The sequence below is a fragment of the Stenotrophomonas maltophilia group sp. Smal13 genome, from assembly GCF_030236855.1.
GTDB lineage: Bacteria > Pseudomonadota > Gammaproteobacteria > Xanthomonadales > Xanthomonadaceae > Stenotrophomonas > Stenotrophomonas maltophilia_A.
Genome location: NZ_JASJSQ010000049.1, coordinates 1 through 20,068 on the forward strand (window position 1 = coordinate 1; position 20,068 = coordinate 20,068).

The following is a 20,068-nucleotide window of genomic DNA, read 5'->3' on the forward strand; positions in this document are numbered from 1 at the left end:
ACACTTCGAGCCATCGAAACGCTGCTCCTCTGGGAGGGGCAAGTCACCAATGAGCGAGTACGCCAAGTGTTTGATCTGCATATCACCACGGTAAGTCGATTGTTAACCCAATATGCTGAACTCAATGGAGGCGGCCTTGAGTACCGAAGCCATGTGCGCGGATACGTGGCGATGTCTGGCTTCAGACCCCTCCTAACCGAAGGGCTGATCGAAGAGTACCTTGCGTTTGAGCGCCCCCAGGAAGCTACAGGCTTTATCGAGAGCTCCCAGCTTATCCTCGGCGGCGTTGAACGACGCCACTTCGCACTGCTTAATCGTGCCTGCAGAGAGGGCAAGGGGCTCGTTGGCGAGCACCGTTCCATGCGCAACCCAGCACCTCGCACCAAACGACTGTTCCCTCATGCGCTGGTGCAGGCAGGCAGGCGCTGGCATGTTCGCGCATTTGTCATCGCCGAGGACGAGGCGGAAGCCGGACGCTTCCTGGACCTGTCTATAAATCGGCTGAGCGGCTTGAAACAGCTGGCTGATCCTCGGCCAGAGCGGGCCGAGCCTAGCCAGGACGCCGCCTGGCAGACACAGGTAGAGCTGTCGATCGTCCCCCATCCGCATCTGACACCAGATCAGAAGGATATGGTGCGTATCGAGTATTTCGGAGGTAAGGCAGCCTACAGGTTAAGAACCCGTGCAGCACTACTCCAATACCGACTACATGAGCTGCGCTGCGCCACCGATGCAGAGAAGGAGCCGCCGAACGAATTTCACCTCTGCGTCGACGATCCAACCGCGATCCAACCGTGGCTATTTGGCGAGCTGAATTAGCGGATGGCATGATCGTAGCCAAACTTGAGGCCCGGCACGGATACCGCGCTACCCCTGCCTGGGTAGCTACCCTACATAGCAACCGTATCAGATGGACGCCATTGGCATTCAAAGCCAATTCTCCGTCTGTACCTCAATGATCCGGTCGATGAGCCGTGCCCTCGTGTCCCTATCGATCGAGCGCCAAATGCAAACTACCGCCCCAGCTGCGGCATGGTCCGGGGCATTCAACTCTAGCCCTTCGCTTACTCGGCATTGAGGTGACCAATCCCTACCTAGGCGATTACTGATTGCCCACTTCATAAACTCATGGCACTCTGGGTTGGCATCATTCTGGTCACAGGGGGCTAGGTATGGGCAGTCTGCATCAAATCCACAGTCGCAACGGCTGTATCGGTGCCGGAACCGATACGAAGCCAGAGGATATCGACGCTATCGTCACGGCGCTTCGTAAGGACGGGCGTGGTCATTTGCTGCTTTACTTTCACGGGGGCCTGGTCGACAAGGCCGCGGGTATCGGTATTGCCCAGCGACTTGAGGGGCGCTTTTCTCAATCGGCCTATCCGGTTTTTTCCGTGTGGGAGTCGGGTTTCGTTGAAACGATCCGCAACAACCTGCGCGAGCTGCCGGATGAGCCGGTATTCAAGAATCTGGTGCGCAAGGCGCTAGAGCACGCGCTCCGCCGCTTGGGAGGTAGCAACGGCGCCCGGACCATCACGCCGGGCAACGTCGATGCAGAGAAGGTCCGCCAGGCAGTTGATACATATTGGAGCGATCCCAGTCGCAATCACGTGCCCTACCGTGATTTCAAACCTGTAGTTGGGCCCTCAGGTGCGCGTGCGGCGAGTGCGCTGATCGACGACGCCGAGATCGAAGCCGACTTGCAAACCGACAGCGAGTTTGTGGTCGCCATGCAAACCCTGCCAACCGCGTTAGACGAAGCACGCGATGCATTCATCGGGGGAGGAGCGAGCGTTCGAGATACCCCGTTCTCGCAGGCGGTATCAACGCAGGTCGCCGGGATCGAGGGAGGCCGCGGGTTGATCGTCTGGTTCAAAGTTGCCCTTCTGGTGAAGCGCATCCTGCAGGGTGTTCTGCGTCGGTACGCGGATCAACGCGATCACGGCCTGTATGCAACGGTCGTAGAGGAAGTGTTGCGTGGTGTTCATTTTGGTGGCAGTGGACTCAATGAATGGGGCAAGGCACTCCAGTGGAACCGCATGAAGCAGGACTCACTCGATGCGTTCGGCGACGGCTCCGACCTGTATGCCGGAACTGCGCTGCTGGAGCGGCTGCGTGCCGCCCATGCCTCTGAAGGGCTGCTATCGAGGATCACTCTAGTCGGCCACAGCACTGGCGCCGTCTACATCGCCAATTGGCTTGACAAGGCATCAGAGCTTCTGCCGGCCGAGATTGCATTCGACGTCGTGTTCCTGGCGCCCGCCATCACCTACGAGCGCTTTGCCGCCACGATCACCCAACATGGCGATCGCATCCGTCACTTCCGCTTGTTTGGCATGCGCGATGAATTCGAACGGGACGATCAGGTCGTCGGAGACGACTCTAAATTTCCCAATGGGCAGGACTGGAAGCGCTTCATCTATCCCAGCTCCCTCCTCTATCTGGTGTCGGGTGTCCTCGAATCGCGCCAAAATTCCGACGGAACGCTCGTCGACGAACCGGACATGCCGCTGCTGGGCATGGAACGCTTCTTCGCTTGGCACCACATCTACTCAGATAGCAAGTTTCCCGAAATAGGTGCAGTCCGCGCGTGGCTCGGAGCTGCACCGAACCGTACGATCTGGTCCAAGTCCCAAGGACAGACAGCAGGCTTGAACAGCACAAGCATTGATCACGGAGCTTTCGACGACGACGAAGATACGCTGCTCAGCGTTGAGAGCCTCCTCGGCGGATGGTGACATCTTCGAGAGCACGCCAAAGGTGCCCTTGTGTACGCAACAGGGAGAGATGTGGACATGCCGCGAGATGATCACTACGCGATCGTGCTGACAATTAACCGCTATCCCGGCCTGAGTGACCTCCATGGACCTGAGAACGATGGCGAAGAGTTCCGGCAATGGCTCCTCGATCCGGAGTACGGCGACCTGGACACCCGACGTATCCAAGTCATACGGTCGCAGGATTATGGCGTGGCAGCGACCCCGGACGACGCAAACCCGACCGAGAAGGAGCTCAAGAAGGCGCTTAATCTATGGCTGCGCACCCCGAACGGATGGCATGACCGCATTGGACAGCGCTTGTATCTGTTCTTCGCCGGACACGGGTTCACAGCAGGTTCGACGATCCACGACCCGGCACTATTCTCGGCCGTCGCGCAAAACGGCGATACGGCGCATATCGCCGTCCTACGTTATGCGTCGAAAATCGCCAACGCGGGTTTCTTTGATGAAATCATCCTGGTAACGGACTGCTGCCAGGACGTACTCAAGGCGAGCCAGGTGCTCGAACCGACTTGGACCCCGCCGGACCGGCAACGAACGGCACACGTCCGATTGTTCCAGGCGTATGGAGCGCCGCGGGGACGTCAGTCCTTTGAGCGCAACATTGGCCCGGCCGGGCAGTCTCGCGGCCTGTTCACTAGCGTCCTACTGGACGCGCTGCGCAGCGCACCGCCTGACGCCGACGGATGGGTGACGGATCGCGCCGTCGCGGACTACTTCCAAGTGCTATGGGCCGATCGCTACGAACAGGAAACCGGATACACGCCACCACTGACTCCCGCAACGAAGCGGATTCGAATATATCAGCGCCCGGCGTCGGCGCCAGCTTCCGCGCTCCCACGCCGGGTTGCCGTCGACCTGAGCCGCATCATTGCTAAATCCGCGGCCATCGACCGGCAACCGGATCCTGACATCTCTCCTTACCCACCCGCGCCGCCCACCGACATGGCGCCAAATGGGCAGCTACGCAGTAGCCAGCTTCGCCAGCTCGAGCATCCCATCGTGGAGCTGACCCCGGGTCTGCATCTCGTCGTTACACCAGGGAATCTACCCGACCTCGCCTTCGAGGTTCCCTACCCGGTGCTGCCAGCTGCAGGCAACACCCCTCCCGTTGCTGCACCTATCGACATGCCCGCTTTGCGAACCGACCAGGTTGCTGCGCAGCCGGTGGTGTTGAGGACGGACAATCCCAACGCGCAGATCACGGTGCTCGATGCTAGCTACGCTCGTGTCAGCATCGGTACGGGAGTGGTCTCGCTGTCCTTAGCTCCGGGACTCTACAAAGCCCTGGTGCACGTCGGGGCCGAATCGACGCAATCGCTGTTCGTTGTGGCGGATGCGCCCCTCGACCAGCGGTTGCCCGGGCCCGAATTTTCCGCGGCTGCGCCCGTCATCGGCACGTCAACCACGCACGAATATCAGTCCCTTCATGCCGCTGAATACTCGATGATTCCGACGGAGCCAAGCCGCGATCTCAGCGAAATCGGTGAGGTCTTTGTCTTCGCGCGCGACTCCAGTTTCAGTCCCGACGGGGCTCTAAACCCCGCGCCACCGTGGCGGCAGTGGCACCTCAGTTCCATTGTAGGGGCAACCTTGGAGGAGCGCCTCATCCACAGTGGTACGGACGACAGGCTCGGCTACGCCTACCTCAAATTAGCAGCAACAGCTGGCAGCCTCGCACTGCGAACGGCCAGCCCTTGGGGCGAGTCGAATGAAGACGGACTGGTCGTCCCGGTGATTAAGGGGTGGCGTACCGAGATCTACCTTGACTGTACCTCAGCTCCGCCAACCCCTCCGATGGTGGACACTCAGGGCGCACGAATGCTCGACTTGGCGACTGCCTCCATCCATCTGATCCGAATGGGAAGTGCGTCACTGCTGTTCGATCCGATCGGGCTTGCGACGGAGGCGGCGCGAGCGCAGCTTACAGTCGGCCGTGAGGTGGCGGTGCCATCAACCGAGCAAGCAATGGCCAGCCCGATGTGGGCCTTGTACGCGGCCCTCGCTGCCTTCCAGCGGGGCGGGCAGCACATCGATAGCGTTGGACAATGCGTTGCAGCCGTTCCTAAGGAAATCAGGGAGGGTCTATCCGATTTTGCGGTGCTCGCGCAATGGCTAGGCCTGTCGAACGTGGCCCATCCGCTCCGTAACCCACCCGCGCTGGCGGCCTCATGGAGCCTTGCCTCAAAGCTGGAGGCGCGAGGCGGACTGGCCTCCGAACTGTTCGAGGAGATCGGCCAATGGCGGTCCGGTGGGAGTCTATGGACTCTCTGGCAGCGTTCGGTTGATGACCGCTGGTTGTTGCGAAATCGGCTTTCTGTCCAGGCTATGGGCACTCTGAAGGGTAATGCACAGGGGATTGACGACGCGGCAACCCCGCAAGTGCTCGCCCCCGCCTGGTCACTGGACACCTGGGTTCCGGTCGAAGACGGCCTGAGGTGTCCTAATCCCACCCATAGCCCCTTCCAGCAAGCACTCCGTCGGCGTCTTCTGGATGCGCTGGCTGAGCGCCACACCGATGCCGACAGCGACGCCTTCACCACTGTGTCGCTGCCACCCGAGTCCGATGTCTTCGCCTTGGCAGCGGAGCTCATGCTGTCGCCGATATACGCCATGGCCGCCTATAGCAAGCTGTATGCGGAAGCCCGCCGCCAATCCGACCTGGGCCCTCTCATCGAGTGGGTAACGGTGAACGGAGATGAACCCGACCTAGACTCGACAGCCACCAAGTCGAAGCGCAGCACTCACCTGCAATCAATGGACGACTACTGAGAGGCGAATCGTAAGCGCGGCCTTCACGCGAACCCCGTCCAAGTATTCTTAGCGGTGTCTAGGCAAAGTTGCCCCAAGTCACTGCCGACCTGCGTTGCCAGCCCGAAGCGGTTATAGGTCAAGAATCTAGATGAGGTGCGACGCCCGGCCTACAGGATGACATCCTCCCGCGTGATAGGCGGCTCTCAAGTAGCGCCATTTCTTGGTGGTCCTTGTGCCTTCGCTGTGGCAGTTTGCGATTCGGACCTCACACTACTCACATAGAATGCTGAAATGCCGGTAAGCGCCAATCTCGCCTACGACCTTCTCAAGACCGTGAGCAAACTGGAATTCCAGCTCCGACGGCACGGGGACTTCTTCCGGAAAGACCGGACGGGGCAACCGACGTCCGACGTGGCTTGGCGCAAGGTGCAAGAGCGCGTCCGAAAGTTGGGCGACGATTTCGCGTCAGAGGTTCCTGAGTCGGCGCGTGCGCGCCTTCTCTGTCAACGCGATGAGCGCCCCATGAAGCAGATGATTATTGAAGAGAACGGGAACTTGGTGGCCCGCTTTTGCCCCTGCCCATTGGATGCCGAATCGGATGCGGTCGCGCTGGTGGAAGCCATGCGGCAAGTCCGCAACAACCTCTTCCATGGTGGCAAAGAAGATTCGGAAGTGGATCCGTACGAAGAAGACAACGATTGGGTCTACGCCGCGACGCAGGTTGCGATTGCTCTCCAGCATGCGTTGTCTAACGGACGGCTCGACAATCGCGAATGAAACCACCTCACGAAACTCTCGGGACGGCCCTAGGCCGTTGACGAGCGTGCAGCAAGGGGCGACGCGGCGATTGGCATAGCGCTAGCTAAGGCGAGGGGTGCCGACTAAACGCAGCATTGGCCGGGGGCATTCATGGTAGGTCGGTCACATCAGATCCGTAATTCTGAGATCATCTGGGTCCGATCTTCTGAACCAGGCACGCTTGCGCGCCAAAGGCCGATGCTCGAATGATCGCGCACCTCGTCGAACTATCTCTCGCCCAAGGAGCTCAATAGCTGACTGCTTCCATGATCCTCTGGATGTAGTGACTAGTACGACCTTTTTCCCAGGGAACATGTTGCTCCTAACAAACTCCCAAGCCGGCGGCGCTGGGCAACCACGCCAGATGGGTGTTCCCAAATAGATAGCGTCATAGGGAGCTAGATCCATCCACGCGGGATTTATCCACGCGTCATCAAGACCCCCATCAGCCATAGCATTCACCCACCCGGCCAAGCCCAATGAGTAGTCAAATGCTTCGACAGCACGCAGATCGGCGTGTAACTGGTTCGCCAGATAACTAGAGGCTAAGGCGGTGTGCCCAGAGCGAGAGTAGTAGACCACCAGGGCATCGGGTAAAGGAGATCTCGATGGGGCCGGAGCCTTTTGCTTCTGAAGTTTCTCCAGCCTTCGTCGCGCTGCCCACACGACACAGCAATCAATCACCTTGATCCCAGCGGCAAGCGCGACGATGACTACGACGAGCTTGGTGATTAGCATCATTCAGTACTCTCCATCATGCACTCCCGCGTTACTTCTGTAGTCGCTCTGCGAGGTACTGCACTCAAGGACATTGCATGGTCGAACACCCGCGATCGTCGCCATCTACTATAGCGAGCGGCTAATAGTGAAGCTTCCGAACACCGGCGACTGGCGCTGGCCATAGAACTCCCGGGTGCTGTGGTAACGCGCCATTGCGAATTTCCAGCGCCCGCGCATCACCGCGATGCCGTAGCCGCCTTGGGCGACCACGTGGCGCTTGTCCACGCTGTGGCTGTTGCGGAAGGTATTGCCGTCCAGAGTGATGTCGCGGATTACCCATGCCGCGTCGGTGGTCGCAAACAGGTGCCAGGACCAGCCGCTGGGGCGGCCACCACGGGTCGGCGCGGTGTTTTCACCGGCCGGACGCAGCGGCGTGCTGCCGAAGTCGTCGGGCAGCTTCCAGCCGAAGCGCACTTCACCACCGGCATTGGACTTGGTTTCCAGGTTGCCGATCGCACCGCCGTAGTGGCTGATCGCATCCCAGCCCCAGCCGCCGGCATTGACGCTGGCATCGGCCGGCCAGCGCCGCATGCGCTCATGGGTCAGCATGAACACCGGTTCGTTGTGCAGCTGGTTGTCCCAGCCCTCGAACTTCTTGTCGCCCAGGATGTTGTGCACCGCGTCCTGCACCTGCTTGCCCTGTGCCCAGGGGCCGACCACACCCACGGCCAGCTGGGTGGTCTGCAGGCGGTCGCCGCTGCGCGCGTTGAAGCCGAAGCTGGCCAGCAGCACGCCGGCGTAGGGCCGGTCGTCCTCGATCAGGTCGCGGCGGGTCGGGTCGGTGGGGGTGAAGATGCCCTGGCCGATGCTGAAGATCATGTTCTGCTGTTCGAACCTGCCCGGGTGCAGGCCTTCCAGGTACTGGTTCACCCAGCGCGCCATGCGCGGCAGGCAGGGGTCGTCGGTGTAGTCGACCAGGTTGGGCGAGACCAGGGTCAGCTGCGCGCCGTTGGTATAGCCCTGGTCCTGGTGGCGGCCACCAAACAGGTCGTTGTCGGCGCGGAAGCTGATATGCGGCGGGTGGTCGCGCATCGCGTCCGGGCCACATTGTTCGGCCGCCTGGGCCACCGGGGCTCGGGCAGCGGCTAGGAACACAAGTGCCGCCATCACAGACAACCGACTAAGCGCCAGTCTTTTCATGGGCTTGCTGCCATTGGACTCAATGTGAGGTTCAATTGAAGATCTAATGCGCTGTCGCAGTAGACCCGGAGGAAGGGGTTTGAGCCATACACCAGGCCATCAGCCGGCCGCACGCCAATTGCTTTCAAAGGCGGCGCATCCCTGCAGCAGTATCTAGCGCTCTTGGGCTCGCCAAGACGTTCGCCTGAGCAAGAGATCGTCCAGGCCCTCTCTAAGTGCAGCAACAGCCGGCGCCCCAGGTGCTGACCTAGACTGAAGGGCACGTCACCTCGCTGCGAAGCAACGTCAGCCGCTCAAGATGGACGTTTCAGAATCACAGTCAGTTTGTTGATCTCTGACTGAGAGAATGGCCACCCCGCCAGCAACTCCGCATCATGTGAGGTGGGGCATAGGCGCTCGGCGGGCTCGCCAGATGCGTCCAGGAATGACTCCGGTCACAGCGAGTTTTGTGGAAGGCTCCCAATCGCAGGGCTAGTCTCCGTGCTGAGCACGGAGGCACCACCGCACTAGCTACTTACGCCGACCTGTCCACGCCGAAATGGAGCTACGAAGCAATCTAATGGCCCAGACTGCGACAACCGACGCGCCGATGAGGCCTGTGACTGAGTCCAGCCATGTCACGTCCCAGATCATCCCCACGACAAGTGCAGTAATTGCGAGTGCCGTTACAGCGGTGTCCGTAGCGACGTGAAGATAGGCCGCACGAAGATTGGGACTCCTGCGCGCACCGGGCCCCTTCTCGTCAGCATGGCGCTCATGCGGAACGTGGCAATGATCAACCGCAGCACCTTCGCGATGGTAGGCAGAATGTAGCCACCGCGCTGAGAATATATTTGTAATCAAACCCGCAACGGCGATGGCAAGCGCTTCTGAGTACTGAACAGCCTCTGGCGCATGGAGACGCTCCGTCGATTCATAGGCCATCGAAGCGGCAATCCAAAGCATGATCATCGCGCTTACGCTCGCCGCGATGAGCTCAACCGCTAGCACCCGAGCCGCGCGCTCTGGGCGGCTCTGATTCCGCTCAGCGTACCAAGCGATAGAAAGTGCGAACAGGAGTACCAGCACGTGAGAGCTCATGTGCCAGCCATCTGCGAGAAGAGCCATCGAGTTGAAGGCCCATCCTCCAGCAATTTCGACGGACATCATGACCGCAGTGAGAGTCGCGGCCTTCGTAATTGCCCGTGCGTTGCCGGTGCTCTGTACGCCCTGCAGAGTCCGCTCGTGCATTGCGTTGGGGGGAAGCAAGGACATGGTCGAAGACTCCAGGCTCTGAGCGAAAATGTATACGCCGGTGGCGTACTGTCAGGAAGTACCGCCCCTTGCATGCAAGGGGCGGCATTTACACTACTTAGGAGAGAACGCCGCTGAGTCGTGCAGCATGCGCGGACAGCGCATCCATGAGCGGCGGGTTCAACACGTCGTACGGCTCCAGGGACAGAGCCTTCAGGCGGCTACGGACGCCGTCCATCTGTTCCGGCCTTGCGCCGCCGCCTTCGATGATCGAAGACACGAATGCGGCGAAGCGCGGTTCTTCCCAGCCCTTCTGTTCGGACAGTTCAACGTGAATGAAATCCAGGCCGTAGAAGGCATGGGACTTGTTCTCGATGCGGCCAAACATGTGGACACCGCAGTCCTTGCACGCGTGGCGCTGGATGGTCGCAGCCGGATCGACAATCGCCAGCTTGTCGGCGTTCGCCGTGATCGAAACGGTATCGCGGGGAACGACACCGACCACGGAGAAGATGGCGCCTTCCGGCTTCCAGCACTTGGTGCAACCACAGGCGTGGTTGTGGGCCACATTGCTTGCGACGGAGATCTCAACCGGCTTGTCAGAGCACAGGCACTTCAGCGTGCCGCCCTTGAAGCCGGCGGTTCCGGCAACGACGCCGGAATCGACCGAGGGATGGATAGTTTGGTGTTGCATGGACTTAAACTCCTATTGTTGGAAGTGCAGCACCGGTTGCCCGGTGCTGCGGTGCATCAGTAGTTGATGACAGTACGAATGGACTTGCCTTCGTGCATGAGTTCGAAGGCTTCGTTGATTGCTTCCAGGCCCATCGTATGGGTCACGAACGGAGCCAGATCGATCTCACCCCGCATGGCGTCTTCGACCATGCCAGGCAGCTGGCTACGGCCCTTCACACCACCGAAGGCACTGCCAATCCAGCGACGACCGGTCACGAGCTGGAACGGACGGGTGGAGATCTCCTGACCAGCACCGGCCACACCGATGACAACGCTCTGGCCCCAGCCGCGGTGTGCACACTCCAGCGCAGAACGCATCACATTGACGTTGCCGATGCACTCGAAGCTGTGATCGACGCCCCAGCCGGTCATCTCAACGATGACTTCTTGAACCGGACGGTCGTAATCCTTCGGGTTCACGAATTCGGTTGCGCCGAACTGCTTGGCCAACTCGAACTTGGACGGGTTGGTGTCCACTGCGATGATGCGACCAGCCTTCGCCTGACGAGCACCCTGGATCACCGCCAGGCCGATGCCACCGAGGCCGAACACGGCCACGCTGTCACCTTCCTGCACCTTGGCCGTGTTGTGCACCGCACCAATGCCAGTGGTGACACCGCAACCGAGCAGGCAGACGTGCTCCGGATTCGCTTCCGGATTGATCTTGGCCAGAGAGACTTCGGCCACGACGGTGTACTCGCTGAAGGTCGAGCAGCCCATGTAGTGATACAGCGGCTGGCCGTTGTAGCTGAAGCGGCTGGTGCCATCAGGCATCACGCCCTTACCCTGCGTGGCGCGTACGGCAACGCACAGGTTGGTCTTGCCGCTCTTGCAGAACAGACACTCACCGCATTCTGCGGTGTACAGCGGGATGACGTGATCGCCGGGCTTCACACTGGTCACGCCCTCGCCCACTTCGACAACGATGCCGGCGCCTTCATGGCCCAGCACCACCGGGAACAGGCCTTCAGGGTCATTGCCCGACAGGGTGAATGCGTCGGTATGGCAGACACCGGTGCTGGTGATCTTCACCAGTACTTCGCCCTTCTTCGGCGGAGCAACATCGATTTCGACGATCTCGAGCGGTTGACCGGGACCGAATGCAACGGCTGCACGGGATTTCATGTGAGTTCTCCTTGGGTGTAACGAGATAAGTGCGACAACGGTCTTTGGGGCGAGCTTGATCAGTGGAACATCGGGCGCGCCGCCCCTGGCGCCGGCTCTAGAACGCGTTTCAATCAGGTCGAATGCGCCTACAGCATTCTTCTTGGCGAGCTGTTGGGACCAAGTATTGGACTTCGATGGATTGCTGTATATGGAATAGATTGGATTTCATAATTCCTATCCTTGGAATTATTAACTCACAGCTCCGCCCCCCAGCTCGCCCGCATCAATGCAACTTGAGGCGGGGCTCCGTACTCCGTCCCAATGCGTCTGCCAGCATGCGAGCAACCACCCGCCGTGTACCGAACAGGCTCCTCTGATGCATGCGATACAGTGAGATGTAGAACATCCTGGCCAGCCAGCCCTCGACCTTGAATGACCCCATGAGGTTGCCCATCAGCGTGCCAACGGCGCCCTCCCTCGACAGGGACACCAGCGATCCATAGTCCCGATAGGTGAAGCTGGGCAGCGGGCGCCCCTCGATACGGCGGGCAATTGCCAGCGCAAGGAAGTGAGCCTGCTGATGAGCGGCCTGTGCCCTTGGAGGCACGTTTGTACCGCTGTGTCCATTCGGGCAGGCTGCACAATCCCCGAATGCGAAGATTTTCGGATCCTGCGTTGTCTGCAGCGTTTCAGATACCTCGAGCTGGTTGATGCGATTGGTCTTGAGGTTCCCGAGGGATGCAAGGAAGACGGGAGCACGGATGCCCGCCGCCCATACCTTCAGCCTCGCAGCAACCTTGATGCCATTGGCGAGTTGCAGGCCCTCTTCATCCACCAGGGTGACAGCCGAGCCACACATGACACGAACGCCTTCATGTACAAGTCGCTCGGCTACCGGCAGGCTCACGCGCTCTGGCAGAGCTGGCAGCACTCGCGGACCAGCCTCGATAAGCGTGATCTTTAGATTCTCGGGAGAGATCTTGTCCAGCCCATAAGCGCTAAATTGCCTCGCAGCATCACGCAACTCGGCAGCCAGCTCGACACCGGTGGCACCGGCGCCGACGATCGCAACCTCCAGTGTTTCTGACTTGCCACGCGCTTGCGCGCCCATGTACTCGCTCAGCAGCCGCTTCTGGAAAGCAATGGCGGCATCGGGATCGTCCAGGAACAGGCAATGATCCGCTGCACCGGGAGTTCCAAAGTCGTTCGTTCCGCTACCCACGCTGATCACCAGGGTGTCGTAGGAGATCGAGCGACGGGGCGCAATAACGTTGCCCTCCTCATCGTACAGTGGGGCAAGCTCGATCTTTCTGGACTTCTGATCCAAACCCGTCATCCGCCCCAACTGAAACTGGAAGTGATTCCAGCTAGCCTGGGCGAGATAGTTGAGCTCACTTTCTGCGGCATCCAACGCGCCTGAGGCAACCTCGTGAAGAAGTGGCTTCCACAGATGCGTCATCCGAGCATCGACAAGAGTGACTTTTGCTCGCCCTGAGCGCCCGAGCTTCCGGCCCAGCTGCGTAGCCAGCTCCAGCCCTCCGGCCCCACCACCAACAATGACAATACGATGCATTTTGATTCCCCAGGTATTTGAGTTGCCAGCGACGCCCACGAGCACTTCATGGCTCAGGCATCTAGACGTTGGTTAGTTCAGGACCTCAACGGAATGGAAGCGGAGCTGACCATCCCAATCCTTGTCGACGGCTACCTGCGCTCGTGCACGGCTTGCTTCGAGCGCTGCGAAGTCAATGTCAGCAATCGCCCACTCCTGATCGTCGGAGGTCGCTGCGAGCACGCCGTCACTGGGGAAGCCATGGTCCATCGGTGAGAGGATCATTGCTTCACCGGTGTTGACATCAAGCGCTTCACTCCAGTCGGCGACGCCGGCGGTGACCGCCTTTGCCACGAACATCCGATTCTCAAGCGCTCGCGCTCGGCACCCAACATCGACACGGGTGGCACCGGCGTCGGTGTCGGTGCAACTTGGCACCAACAGCAAGCGCACCCCTGCCTCCTGCTGGAGGCGAACAGGAAGCGGAAATTCGCTGTCATAGCAAACCGCAATCCCGACACGCTTTCCGTCCTGCTCAAACGCCGCGATGCGATCGCCAGGCTCGATGACAACTGCCTGCTTCTCGAAGCCAGTAAGCTGAAGCTTGTCCTGCCATCCGCTGCGACCATCAGCTGTGAACCACCAGGCACGGTTGCGATACATCCCATGGGATGTTGCGGTGAGGAACGTTCCTGCCTGGATGGTCATTCCCAGTTCGACAGCCAAGGTGCTATAGAGCTCACACCATGCGCTCTGATAGATCTGGAGCGACTCCAGGGTGGACCTCAGGCTAAGCTGAAGAGCTTCTGGAAGAGTCGAACCCAGTTCCAGCGACAGGTATTCCGGAAGTACTGCAAGCTCAACTCCTTGTTCCCTTGCGTCATTCAGAATTCGGCGCTGGCGCGCAGCGAACTCGGCAAAGGTCTTCGGACGACCGATCACGTACTTAGCTGCTGCAATCTTCATGTAACGTCCTCCAAGGAACGGAGCCAAAGTGAAAGTGTCTGCTCGGTTTCGTGCGTGGCCCCATGCTGCCGCCAGGGAAGAGCGACCTTCATCGCGCTCTGTTGTGCATACCCACGGCGAGTCCAGAAGCCTTCATTGCTTCGATATCCAGGTGGCCTAAGCGGATCAGTCTCCGACCGAACCACCGACGCGAAAGAAGACCACTTGAAGCCCTTTCGTCGGGCTTGCTCCTCTCTTCGATCAAAGAAGACGTGGCCCAAGCCAGCTCCTCTGTACTCCGGCCTCAGTACGGACTCCCCGCAGTAGAAGACTTCTTCTGGCCGGGGACCGTGCTCCTGGAAGGGACGAATGAAAGCGGCATCGGCGCTCAACAAAGGAAGGCCAGTCGATGCACCTACAACGTCCCTTCCATCCCTGGCCAGGACAACGATGCCCCCGTCAGACGTCGCATAGTTGCGGAGGTAGTGACGCTCATAGTCCATGTCTCCTTCGTACAGGTAGGGATAGCTACTGAATATCTCGATCCGCAGCTGAGCGACGCGATCGAGCCAGTCCTCGATTTCGGTGCCGACCAGTACCTCTACTCGCACGTTGGTAGCCATTTCAGGGCGCCTTGTGGACCTGGGAAATCCAGTCCTCCAGGTTGTAGTAGTTGGTAACGCGCGCAATCTTTCCATCACGGATGTCAAAGAACGCGCCACCGGGAAGAACATAGATCTGCCCTGCCGCTGCAGGGAGACCTTCGTCCGTGTGGTGGTAGAGTCCGTGCACCACGTACTCCGCGCCGGCACGCGCACCATCGCTGCTGTACATCACCACGATGTCGTGAAGCTGCTCGCTGTAGCAGGAATCCATGCGGCTCAGGAACGCGCGGAATGCGTCGATCCCTACTTCGCGATTCCCCTGATTTAGATCGTGCACAACGTCATCAGTGAGCATCGAGAGCATCGCGTCGCGATCACCGCGGTTGAATGCCTGGTAGTACTCTTCGATGTAGTTGAACTTGCTCATCAGGTTCTCCGGTCAGGTGAGGGTGTGGAGGAATTCTGGAGACCTGGAGAATTGTTGTATATGGAATTGATAGGATTTCATAATTCCCTAAAATGGAATAATATGAGCCCAACGACCACGGGGGCCTTGAGATGAACAGCGAGCTGGATCTTCTAAAGACGTTTAGGGCCGCGGCTGAGGCGCCGAGCTTTCGTGAGGCCGCTGTTCGACTGGGAAGCTCTCCTCAGGCCATCACCCGAGCGATACAGGCCCTTGAAAGTCATTACGGGGAGCTGTTGTTCCACCGAAGCACACGCCAGGTTCGCATCACGGCCTTTGGGGAGGATCTCTTACATCAGCTGCGGCCGGCGCTTGAGGGCTTAGACAAGCTGTGGCGCCCGCGAACCAAGGCGACGGCCTCACAGATTGTGGGCACAGTCCGAATTAGTGCCCCTCACAGCATGGGCTCCAGGGCAGTTCTTGCCGCCTTGGATACAGTGACCCAAAGTCACCCGGGAATTGTCTTGGACGTTCGCTTAAGCGATCGGGTTGCAGACGCTGTCGATGAAGGGATCGATGTCGGAATCCGCGTCGGCTTCATGCGTGATAGCAGATTCATTGCGAAGAAGGCAGGAGAGATGCGACTGCACATCGTTGGCTCCCCCGCACTTGTAGAGAGAATCGGAGCACCAGCGGAGACTAGCGAGCTCTCGCGGTTTCCACTGGTTGCGTCGGTGGACATCAATACAGGCAGGCCCTGGCCCTGGTACCTGGCTGGAGGCGTACAGGTGGCGCCGACAGCACCGGCCTTCATTGCAGACAATGCCGACATGGAGATGGCAGGGGTCATTGCGGGCTTGGGGTTTGCCCAACTTGCTGATTACATGGCTGCCCCACTCATTCAGTCAGGTGTTCTGCAGCGTGTGATGGAAGAATTCGATCCTGCCCCGTGGGGCTTGTACGTCTATCGGCCACAACGCGGCCCAGTCTCACCTCGCGTCAGAGTAGTTTTCGATGCACTCCATTCCGCCGTCGGAGCACTACCGAGCCTTATGCAGATGACGCCCTCCCCCACCTCGGCCCTAACGCCATCCAAAGCAGGGAAGCGCTAACGCCGAGTCGCTTGGCCGCTCTCTGATACGGGATCTGGCCACCATGAGCGCCAGGGACGCTCATGGTGGCCAGAAGAGCGTCGGGTCAACCCGCGCGGGCGAGTTCCTCAGCCAAGAAGGGGGCGGTACGGCTTCTCTTCACGCGAGCGACCTGTTTTGGAGTTCCTGCCGCCACGATCTGCCCGCCCGCGTCACCGGCACCTGGACCCACGTCGATTACCCAATCCGCCTGAGCAACGGCACGCATGTCGTGCTCGATCATGACCACCGTATTGCCGGAATCAACGAGCCGCTGGAGCTGCACAAGCAGCCTATCCGCGTCCGAGGCATGGAGGCCCGTAGTAGGTTCATCCAGGACATACAGTGTCCGCCCGCGCTGGCTCCGTTGAAGCTCTGTGGCCAGCTTGATTCGCTGCGCTTCACCACCCGATAGCTCGGTAGCCGGCTGGCCCAGTCGAAGGTATCCAAGGCCGATCTCCTTCAGCAACTGAAGTGGGCGAGCGATCGCGTCCTCATCGCCAAAGAATTCACGTGCATCCTCCACAGTCATCCGCAGAACGTCTGCAATGTTCTTACCGTTCCAAAGCACCTTCAGCGTAGCCTCGTTGTATCGCGCACCGTGGCACGTTGGGCACGGTGCATAGACGCTAGGCATAAACAGCAGCTCGACGCTCACGAATCCCTCCCCTTCGCACGTCTCACAACGTCCCTTGGCCACGTTGAAGGAGAATCGACCTGCGTCGTAACGTCGACGCCGCGCATCTGGTGTTGCGGCAAAAAGCTTTCGAACATGATCGAAAAGGCCGGTGTAAGTCGCGAGATTCGATCGCGGCGTCCGTCCGATTGGCTTCTGATCAACCTGGACGAGACGCTGAATAGCATCGACATCTCCGCCGAGGTGTCCCCCTGTCGTCTCGATGACGGTTGGCCCGTCTGCTGCCCCCGTTTCCACCGCGTCGTCCTCAGGCTCGTGCCCAAGTTGAAGCATCATCAGCTCCGGCAACGCCTGGGCGACGAGGCTGGACTTGCCCGATCCCGAAATCCCGGTCACCGCGGTGAGGATGCCCAAAGGTATCTTTGCATCAATGCGCTTCAGGTTGTGACGCTGGATGCCCTGAAGTTCCAGCCAACCACTCGCTTGACGCTCTTGGCCACTAGGGGGCGGGACCTTGTCAAAGAGGTACAACGCGGTACGTGACTCGTCGATGTCACGAAGACCATCCGGCTCTCCACTGTAGAGCACTTTGCCGCCCCGCTCTCCCGCCTCAGGCCCAACATCCACCAACCACTGGGCACGGCGCATCAGCTCCAGATCGTGCTCCACAACAAATACGGAATTACCACCGTCGCGGAGGCGGTCCAAGGCGTCATAGAGAGCCTGGCTGTCGGAGGGATGAAGGCCTGCCGACGGCTCGTCCAACACGTACACCACGCCAAAGAGCAGCGAGCTCAACTGCGTGGCGAGTCTCAATCGCTGCAACTCGCCAGCGGACAATGTCGGCGTAGCGCGATCCAAAGTTAGATAACCAAGCCCAAGGCCACGCAACTGACTGATTCGGCTCATCACTCCACTAGCGAGGCGCTGCGCGGCCAGGCGCTTCTCCTCCGACAGCGCTGAGGTGCGGCGGACGTCAGGAGACACCGCGTGGACCGCCCGCCCACTGGCCGCCCTATCGGCGCGATCACGACGGGTGGCCTCCTTGTTCGCCTTCCCCCCGCCAGCATGAGCACTGAAGTCTCCTCGAGAAATGGGCTCGAGCAGGGACGCCAGTTGGTCAAGAGGCATCTGCATGAATTGACCAATGTCCACACCCGCAAATGTCACTGACAGCGACTCTGCCTTAAGGCGCTTGCCATGGCAGGTGGGACAAAGCTTTCCCTCCATGTATCGCGATACGCGGCGCCTCATCAGGGCACTTTGCGTGTTAGCAAACGTGTGCAGGACATACCTACGGGCGCCAGTGAAGGTTCCCATGTAGCTTGGCTCAGTCTTACGCTTCAGGGCCGCACGCGTCTCCGCTGGCGTGAACCCAGCATAGACCGGCACAGTGGGCGACTCCTCGGTAAACAGAATCCAATCGCGGTCCTTCTTGGGAAGGTCCTTCCAAGGTCTATCAATGTCGTAGCCCAGCGTCACCAGAATGTCGCGAAGGTTCTGCCCGTGCCATGCAGGTGGCCACGAAGCAATGGCACGCTCACGGATGCTCAGCTTTGGATCCGGCACCATGAGGGCCTCTGTCACCTCGTACACATGGCCAAGGCCATGGCAGGTCGCGCATGCGCCCTGGGGAGTATTGGGTGAGAAGTCCTCGGCATAGAGCATAGGCTGATCAGCCGGATATGCTCCCGCGCGGGAATACATCATACGAATGAGGCTGGATAGCGTGGTGACGCTACCCACCGAAGATCGCGCATTGCTGGCACCACGCTGCTGCTGCAGTGCTACCGCTGGCGGGAGTCCATCGATGGAGTCAACATCAGGGACGCCTGCTTGATCGATTAGGCGTCGAGCATAGGGAGCAACGGACTCAAAGTACCTCCTTTGAGCTTCCGCATAGATTGTCCCGAATGCAAGAGATGACTTCCCGGAACCGGATACACCGGAAAAGACGACCAGTGCGTTGCGAGGAATTGAGACATCAACGTCTCTAAGGTTGTTCTCACGCGCACCGCGCACCTCTACAAGGCCGCTTGCTGCGACACTGCAGGAAGCTTCACCGAATGTGGCGTTTGGCATGTGCATGTCTCTGTAGGTTGTAGACGTTAAGTTCAGCTGGATCACTGGCCCGAAGAGGGATCGGCTTCGGTTTGCGATGCCTCTTCATCCAAGGCTCGCTGCCATGCCTGTCTCTCAGCCAAGGCGCGCTCAGCTCCCCGATCAGTGGGCCGATACCAGTTCGGCCTCTCCACACCCTCCGGCAGGTACGTCTGTCCAGCTGCGTAGCCGTCTGGCTCATGATGCGCGTAGCGATATGCTTGTCGATACCCCATCTGCCTCATAAGCTTCGCTGGAGCATTCCGAAGATGCATGGGAACTGGTAATGATCCGTGCTCCTTGACGAAGGCCCTTGCTAGATCCCAAGCCGCATAGGACGCATTCGACTTGGGGGAGAGCGCCAGATAGGTCGCAGCCTGGGCCAAGACAATTTCACCTTCAGGAGAGCCAAGTCGCTCATACGCCTGCGCAGCGTGGATGGCCAAGTGCAGAGCGCCCGGATCAGCATTTCCGATATCTTCGCTTGCCATAACAATCATTCGACGTGTGACCTGGCTCACGTCCCCGCCCCCATCCAGAATGCGCGCTAGCCAGTAGAGGGAGGCGTCGGGATCAGAGCCACGCAGTGATTTGTGAAACGCGGAGAGCTGCCAATAGAACTCGTCCCCACCCTTATCGAATCGACGCAGTGACGGGCTGGTGGAGCGCTTGGCAAACTCAAGATCCACCTCTTCCACCCGCTTCTCAGAGGCCGCAGTTGAGACCTGCTCGAGAAGATTCAGGAATCTGCGGCCATCACCATCAGCGAAGCCCTTCAGCAGCTGCAATGCGGGATCGGAGAGGTCAACGCCTCGCAAGTGAGGTCTGGCGCGTTCGTAGAGCTTCTCAAGATCTGCGTCAGACAGAGGCTCAAGTGTGTACACCTGCGCGCGCGAAAGCAGCGCCGAGTTAACGGCCAGTCCTGGATGCTCTGTGGTGCCGCCCACCAGCGTGAGTAGCCCTGATTCAACGTGAGGTAGCAGCGCATCCTGCTGGGCCTTGTTGAACCGGTGAATTTCGTCGACGAAAAGCACCGTGGAGCGACCGCGTACGTCGAGTTCGGCCCGCGCATCATCAATGGCCTGCCTGATGTCCTTTACCCCGGCGAGTACGGCGGAGATCGCAATGAAGTGACTGTCAGTCACCATCGCTGCGAGGCGCCCCAGGGTGGTCTTACCGACGCCCGGGGGCCCCCACATGATGAAGGAGTGCAGACTTCTTGCTTCAAAGGCAAGACGCAAAGGCTTCCCCGGCCCCAGCAGGTGCTGCTGCCCAACAAACTCGTCGAGAGACTTCGGTCGTAGCAGTTCGGCCAGGGGTGCCCTTGGTTTCGCTGTGAATAGATCTGCCAAGGTGTTCTCCTTCG

Annotated in this window: 16 protein-coding genes; 5 read left to right on the plus strand and 11 right to left on the minus strand. The window is 59.7% G+C overall.

The window, feature by feature from the left end; genetic code table 11:
* From QRO95_RS15900 to QRO95_RS15915, 4 genes are all read left to right on the plus strand, one after another.
* A partial coding sequence (locus QRO95_RS15900) for a hypothetical protein (RefSeq protein WP_285302978.1) occupies nt 1–819 on the plus strand: 819 nt, incomplete at its 5' end.
* Nucleotides 820–1,172: 353 nt separating this feature from the next.
* Nucleotides 1,173–2,738 carry a hypothetical protein gene (locus tag QRO95_RS15905; protein WP_164171419.1) on the plus strand — a complete coding sequence of 522 codons (1,566 nt, stop codon included), beginning with the start codon at nt 1,173–1,175 and terminating at the stop codon, nt 2,736–2,738.
* A gap of 57 nt (nt 2,739–2,795) precedes the next feature.
* On the plus strand, nt 2,796–5,552 hold the full coding sequence (locus QRO95_RS15910) for a caspase family protein (RefSeq protein ID WP_164171420.1): 2,757 nt from the start codon (nt 2,796–2,798) through the stop codon (nt 5,550–5,552).
* Between the two features lie 273 nt (nt 5,553–5,825).
* On the plus strand, nt 5,826–6,311 hold the full coding sequence (locus tag QRO95_RS15915) for a hypothetical protein (protein ID WP_017354472.1): 486 nt from the start codon (nt 5,826–5,828) through the stop codon (nt 6,309–6,311).
* 144 nt (nt 6,312–6,455) lie between these two features.
* On the opposite strand, the gene QRO95_RS25385 is transcribed toward QRO95_RS15915, so the two are convergent.
* The 9 genes from QRO95_RS25385 to QRO95_RS15955 all read right to left on the minus strand — a co-directional run bounded on the left by QRO95_RS25385 (nt 6,456) and on the right by QRO95_RS15955 (nt 14,856).
* Nucleotides 6,456–7,073, minus strand: coding sequence for a flavodoxin family protein (locus QRO95_RS25385; protein WP_404830357.1), 618 nt, complete (start codon nt 7,071–7,073; stop codon nt 6,456–6,458).
* Between the two features lie 105 nt (nt 7,074–7,178).
* Nucleotides 7,179–8,219, minus strand: a complete 1,041-nt coding sequence (locus QRO95_RS15920) for a lipid A deacylase LpxR family protein (protein ID WP_164171421.1) — start codon at nt 8,217–8,219, stop codon at nt 7,179–7,181.
* A 543-nt stretch (nt 8,220–8,762) separates the two neighbouring features.
* Nucleotides 8,763–9,506, minus strand: a complete 744-nt coding sequence (locus tag QRO95_RS15925; RefSeq protein ID WP_099596065.1) for a cation diffusion facilitator family transporter — start codon at nt 9,504–9,506, stop codon at nt 8,763–8,765.
* A 97-nt stretch (nt 9,507–9,603) separates the two neighbouring features.
* Nucleotides 9,604–10,179 (minus strand): S-(hydroxymethyl)glutathione synthase, encoded by a 576-nt coding sequence (gene gfa / locus QRO95_RS15930; protein ID WP_005413334.1) that lies wholly within the window; start codon nt 10,177–10,179, stop codon nt 9,604–9,606.
* Between the two features lie 56 nt (nt 10,180–10,235).
* A complete protein-coding gene (locus QRO95_RS15935; RefSeq protein WP_005413335.1) occupies nt 10,236–11,345 on the minus strand; it encodes an S-(hydroxymethyl)glutathione dehydrogenase/class III alcohol dehydrogenase in 1,110 nt (369 codons plus the stop codon).
* 265 nt (nt 11,346–11,610) lie between these two features.
* Nucleotides 11,611–12,900: an NAD(P)/FAD-dependent oxidoreductase gene (locus QRO95_RS15940; RefSeq protein ID WP_164171422.1), complete on the minus strand. Its 1,290-nt coding sequence runs from the start codon at nt 12,898–12,900 to the stop codon at nt 11,611–11,613.
* A gap of 72 nt (nt 12,901–12,972) precedes the next feature.
* Nucleotides 12,973–13,845, minus strand: coding sequence for a carbon-nitrogen hydrolase family protein (locus QRO95_RS15945; protein ID WP_017354476.1), 873 nt, complete (start codon nt 13,843–13,845; stop codon nt 12,973–12,975).
* A complete protein-coding gene (locus tag QRO95_RS15950; protein ID WP_017354477.1) occupies nt 13,842–14,447 on the minus strand; it encodes a GNAT family N-acetyltransferase in 606 nt (201 codons plus the stop codon). The genes QRO95_RS15945 and QRO95_RS15950 overlap by 4 nt, the downstream gene beginning before the upstream one ends.
* Nucleotide 14,448: 1 nt before the next feature.
* On the minus strand, nt 14,449–14,856 hold the full coding sequence (locus tag QRO95_RS15955; protein WP_005413338.1) for a ketosteroid isomerase-related protein: 408 nt from the start codon (nt 14,854–14,856) through the stop codon (nt 14,449–14,451).
* Between the two features lie 131 nt (nt 14,857–14,987).
* On the opposite strand from QRO95_RS15955, the gene QRO95_RS15960 reads away from it, so the two are divergent.
* Nucleotides 14,988–15,947 carry a LysR family transcriptional regulator gene (locus tag QRO95_RS15960; RefSeq protein WP_032966742.1) on the plus strand — a complete coding sequence of 320 codons (960 nt, stop codon included), beginning with the start codon at nt 14,988–14,990 and terminating at the stop codon, nt 15,945–15,947.
* 85 nt (nt 15,948–16,032) lie between these two features.
* On the opposite strand, the gene QRO95_RS15965 is transcribed toward QRO95_RS15960, so the two are convergent.
* Both QRO95_RS15965 and QRO95_RS15970 read right to left on the minus strand, forming a co-directional pair.
* Entirely contained in the window at nt 16,033–18,684 is a 2,652-nt protein-coding gene (locus tag QRO95_RS15965) for an excinuclease ABC subunit UvrA (protein WP_032967168.1), read from the minus strand.
* 41 nt (nt 18,685–18,725) lie between these two features.
* Nucleotides 18,726–20,054 (minus strand): replication-associated recombination protein A, encoded by a 1,329-nt coding sequence (locus QRO95_RS15970; RefSeq protein ID WP_005413341.1) that lies wholly within the window; start codon nt 20,052–20,054, stop codon nt 18,726–18,728.
* Nucleotides 20,055–20,068 lie beyond the last annotated feature (14 nt).